Annotated in this window: 5 protein-coding genes; 1 reads left to right on the top strand and 4 read right to left on the bottom strand. The window is 39.8% G+C overall.

Annotated elements, in window-relative coordinates; all coding sequences use genetic code 11:
* Positions 1-310: AI-2E family transporter (locus ACLNCN_RS03830; RefSeq protein ID WP_424844655.1), on the bottom strand; the 310-nt coding region annotated here is incomplete at its 3' end.
* A gap of 102 nt (positions 311-412) precedes the next feature.
* On the opposite strand from ACLNCN_RS03830, the gene pbp3 reads away from it, so the two are divergent.
* Entirely contained in the window at positions 413-1,654 is a 1,242-nt protein-coding gene (pbp3, locus tag ACLNCN_RS03835) for a D-alanyl-D-alanine carboxypeptidase PBP3 (protein ID WP_424844656.1), read from the top strand.
* 84 nt (positions 1,655-1,738) lie between these two features.
* On the opposite strand, the gene sufB is transcribed toward pbp3, so the two are convergent.
* From sufB to ACLNCN_RS03850, 3 genes are all read right to left on the bottom strand, one after another.
* Positions 1,739-3,151, bottom strand: a complete 1,413-nt coding sequence (gene sufB, locus ACLNCN_RS03840) for a Fe-S cluster assembly protein SufB (RefSeq protein ID WP_000797054.1) — start codon at positions 3,149-3,151, stop codon at positions 1,739-1,741.
* Between the two features lie 57 nt (positions 3,152-3,208).
* Positions 3,209-3,649, bottom strand: a complete 441-nt coding sequence (sufU, locus tag ACLNCN_RS03845; protein WP_261117517.1) for a Fe-S cluster assembly sulfur transfer protein SufU — start codon at positions 3,647-3,649, stop codon at positions 3,209-3,211.
* Positions 3,636-3,934 (bottom strand): aminotransferase class V-fold PLP-dependent enzyme (locus tag ACLNCN_RS03850; RefSeq protein WP_424844657.1); only part of this gene is annotated, 299 nt, incomplete at its 5' end. The genes sufU and ACLNCN_RS03850, both read right to left, overlap by 14 nt.

A 3,934-nucleotide genomic window follows, 5' to 3' on the forward strand; every position in this document is an offset into this window, starting at 1 on the left:
TCAAGCTGGTCAACTGATTGACCAAAATCGGTAAGAGATAGACTACCCCAATAACTAGCCCCCAAACCAAGGCACACAAAGTTAGTAGAATACCAATAATACGATTAATTTTGAAATACTTTTGTAAAAAACTAACAAAGGGATTTGTTAAATAATATAAAAAACTACCTAGAAGAAAGGGAATCATTATGGTGTTTGCGACACTTACAAAAGGCGTTATAATCCCACCCATCTGTCTCCATAAATAAAAGATGATGGTTAATAATAAAATCTCACTGGTCCAAAAAAATAATTTATTCTTACGAAACATGGGGTACCTCCATTCATCTATTTTACCACACTTTCAAAAAAGCTTCTTTCTTATATCATGAAACTGGGAATATTTTTTTCTTTATGATAGAATAAACTTACTATGAAAAAAATAATTTTAACTCTCCTAAGCCTTTCCGTTATTGGCTCAGCATCTACTGTTGCTGCTCAAGATTTTAATATTGCTGCTAAGCATGCAATTGCCGTTGAGGCGAATACTGGTAAAATTCTCTATGAGAAAGATGCAACCCAACCAGTTGAAATCGCTTCAATCACAAAATTGATTACGGTCTATCTTGTCTATGAAGCCTTGGAAAACGGCAGTATTACACTATCCACTCCGGTAGATATCTCTGATTATCCATACAAATTAACGACAAATTCTGAAGCGAGTAACGTTCCTATGGAGGCTCGTAATTATACCGTCGAACAACTACTGGAAGCAACCCTAGTATCCAGTGCTAACAGTGCAGCTATTGCGTTAGCTGAAAAAATTGCTGGCTCAGAAAAAGATTTCGTCGATATGATGCGGGCAAAGCTCTTGGAATGGGGAATTCAGGATGCCACTGTTGTTAATACAACGGGCCTTAACAATGAGACTCTAGGGGATAACATTTACCCAGGCTCTAAAAAAGATGAGGAAAATAAACTCAGTGCATATGATGTCGCTATCGTTGCTCGCAACCTCATCAAAAAATACCCACAAGTCTTGGAAATCACCAAAAAACCTTCTTCTACTTTTGCTGGAATGACAATCACTTCTACCAACTATATGTTAGAAGGCATGCCTGCTCATCGTGGTGGTTTTGATGGACTTAAGACAGGGACAACAGACAAGGCTGGAGAATCTTTTGTTGGTACTACCGTCGAAAAAGGGATGAGGGTTATCACAGTTGTTTTGAATGCAGATCATCAAGACAATAATCCTTACGCTCGTTTCACAGCTACATCTTCACTAATGGATTATATCTCTTCTACATTCACACTTCGTAAAATCGTTCAGAAAGGTGATGCTTATCAAGATAGCAAAGCCCCTGTACAAGATGGAAAAGAAGATACTGTCACTGCTGTTGCCAAAGATGATATCACTCTAATTGAACGTGTTGGGAGTCAAGCTTCCCAATCTATTCAATTCACACCTGATTCTAAGGCAATTCCAGCACCACTTGAAGCCGGAACAGTGGTTGGACATTTGACTTATGAAGACTCAGACTTGATTGGTCAAGGTTACATTACCACAGAACGGCCTAGTTTTGAAATGGTAGCAGAAAAGAAAGTAGAAAAAGCCTTCTTCTTAAAAGTTTGGTGGAATCAGTTTATCCGCTTTATCAACGAGAAATTATAAAAAAATCGCGATTTTAAACCGCGATTTTTTTGTTAGAAGTTCATCTTCAAAGTTCTTGGTTTTGGGTAAATCTAAAATCAAGTTTTACCCAACTGATCCTTCCATTTCGTAGCTAATCAAGCGGTTCAGCTCAACAGCATACTCCATTGGAAGCTCTTTTGTAAAGGGTTCTACAAATCCCATAACAATCATCTCTGTCGCTTCTGATTCTGACAATCCACGACTCATGAGGTAATAGAGCTGTTCTTCTGAAATCTTAGAAACCTTGGCTTCGTGTTCCAAAGCTACTTGCGAATTATGAATTTCATTAAATGGAATAGTATCTGATGCTGATAAGTCATCCATGATAATGGTATCACACTCAATGTGAGAAACAGATTTTTTAGAGTTTTTGTTAAAGGTTACTTGTCCACGGTAGTCAACCTTTCCTCCGCCTTTAGCGATAGATTTAGACACGATAGACGAGCTTGTGTGCGGAGCGTTGTGAATCATCTTAGCACCAGTATCCTGGTGTTGCCCAGCATTGGCAAAGGCGATAGAGAGCATAGTACCACGCGCCCCTTCTCCATCTAGATAAACAGATGGATATTTCATGGTTGTTTTGGCACCCAAGTTACCATCAATCCACTCAACAGTGGCATCCTTTTGAGCTTTAGCACGTTTCGTTACCAAGTTATAGACGTTATCAGACCAGTTTTGGATAGTCGTATAACGCATATAAGCTCCATCCAAGGCAAAGATTTCTACAATGGCAGCATGCAAGCTGTTACTTGAATAAGTTGGCGCTGTACATCCTTCTACATAATGGACACTTGCTCCCTCATCAACGATAATCAAGGTACGTTCAAACTGACCAGTATTTTCGTTGTTGATGCGGAAGTAAGTTTGAAGAGGAATATCTACCTTGACCCCTTTTGGTACGTAGATAAAGGTTCCACCTGACCACACTGCTGAGTTAAGGGCTGCCAACTTGTTATCAGTCGGTGGTACCAACTTAGCGAAGTATTGTTTAAACAAGTCTGGGTATTCCTTGAGGGCAGAATCTGTATCTGTAAAGATAATACCCAATTTTTGGAACTCTTCCTTCATGTTGTGGTAAACCACTTCTGACTCGTACTGGGCAGAGGCACCTGCTAAATAAGCACGCTCAGCTTCCGGAATCCCGATACGTTCAAAGGTTTCTTTGATTTTTTCAGGAACCTCATCCCAAGAACGGGCTGGCTTATCAGATGGTTTTTGATAATAAATCAGGTCATCAAAATCAATCTCTGACAAGTCTGCTCCCCAAGTTTGCATAGGCATTTTTTTGAAGGTTTCATAAGACTTCAAACGGAATTCTAACATCCACTCAGGTTCTCCCTTAGCAGCTGATAGTTCACGAATGACATCTTCGTTCAATCCTTTTCCTGTCGATAGGACAGGCTCTACATCATCATGGAAACCAAATTTATATTCACCAAGGTCAATTGGTTTTGGTTCTACTCTTTCTTCAGCCATAATATCCTTTCTTTCATTATTCATTTCTACTGATTCATAAGACAAAAGAAACTTGTCTTACTGTTTTTCTTGATTTTCAATTGTTTTCTTCAGGGCATTCCAAGCTAGGGTTGCACACTTAATTCGTTGAGGGAATTTTGCAACGCCTGATAAGAAAGCTGCATCTCCAAGTTGGTCTTGACGCTCATCTTTTTGCCCTTGAACCATTTCAGAAAAAATAGTCGCAAGTTCTAAAATTTCTTGTTTGGTTTTTCCTAAAACTGCATCTGTCATCATGCTAGCAGAGGCAGTTGAGATGGTACAACCTGAGTTTAGAAAAGCAATATCTTCCAAACGGTCATCTGCATCAAACTTGACAGAGAGGTTGATGACATCTCCACAGGTTGGATTGTTGAGACTGATTTGCTCAGCATCTTCTAACTTCCCTTGGTGATGTGGATTTTTCGAATGGTCCGCTACCACTGCCATATAAAGGCTATCTAGTTTAGAAAGTGCCATTAAAAAACTCCTTTGTCTTTTGTAAGGCATCGACTAGCTTGTCGCAATCTGCCTTGGTATTGTAGATATAAAAACTTGCACGAGCTGTTGCTGGAACATCCAAATACTGGAGCAAGGGTTGAGCGCAATGATGACCTGCGCGAACAGCTACACCTTCATAATCCAAAGCAGTCGCAAGGTCGTGAGGATGAAGGTCGCCTAGGTTAAAGGCAATGACACCTGAACGTTGAGCCAAGTTCTGAGAACCGTAAATAGTCAATCCTTCAATCGCCTGCAGTTTGGGAT

The sequence above is a fragment of the Streptococcus sp. CL8.13 genome (assembly GCF_049737895.1).

Excerpts from the sequence above, each read along its gene's own strand:
- pbp3 (WP_424844656.1), top strand. The coding sequence starts at position 413 with ATGAAAAAAATAATTTTAACTCTCCTAAGCCTTTCCGTTATTGGCTCA.
- sufB (WP_000797054.1), bottom strand. The coding sequence starts at position 3,151 with ATGGCTGAAGAAAGAGTAGAACCAAAACCAATTGACCTTGGTGAATAT.
- sufU (WP_261117517.1), bottom strand. The coding sequence starts at position 3,649 with ATGGCACTTTCTAAACTAGATAGCCTTTATATGGCAGTGGTAGCGGAC.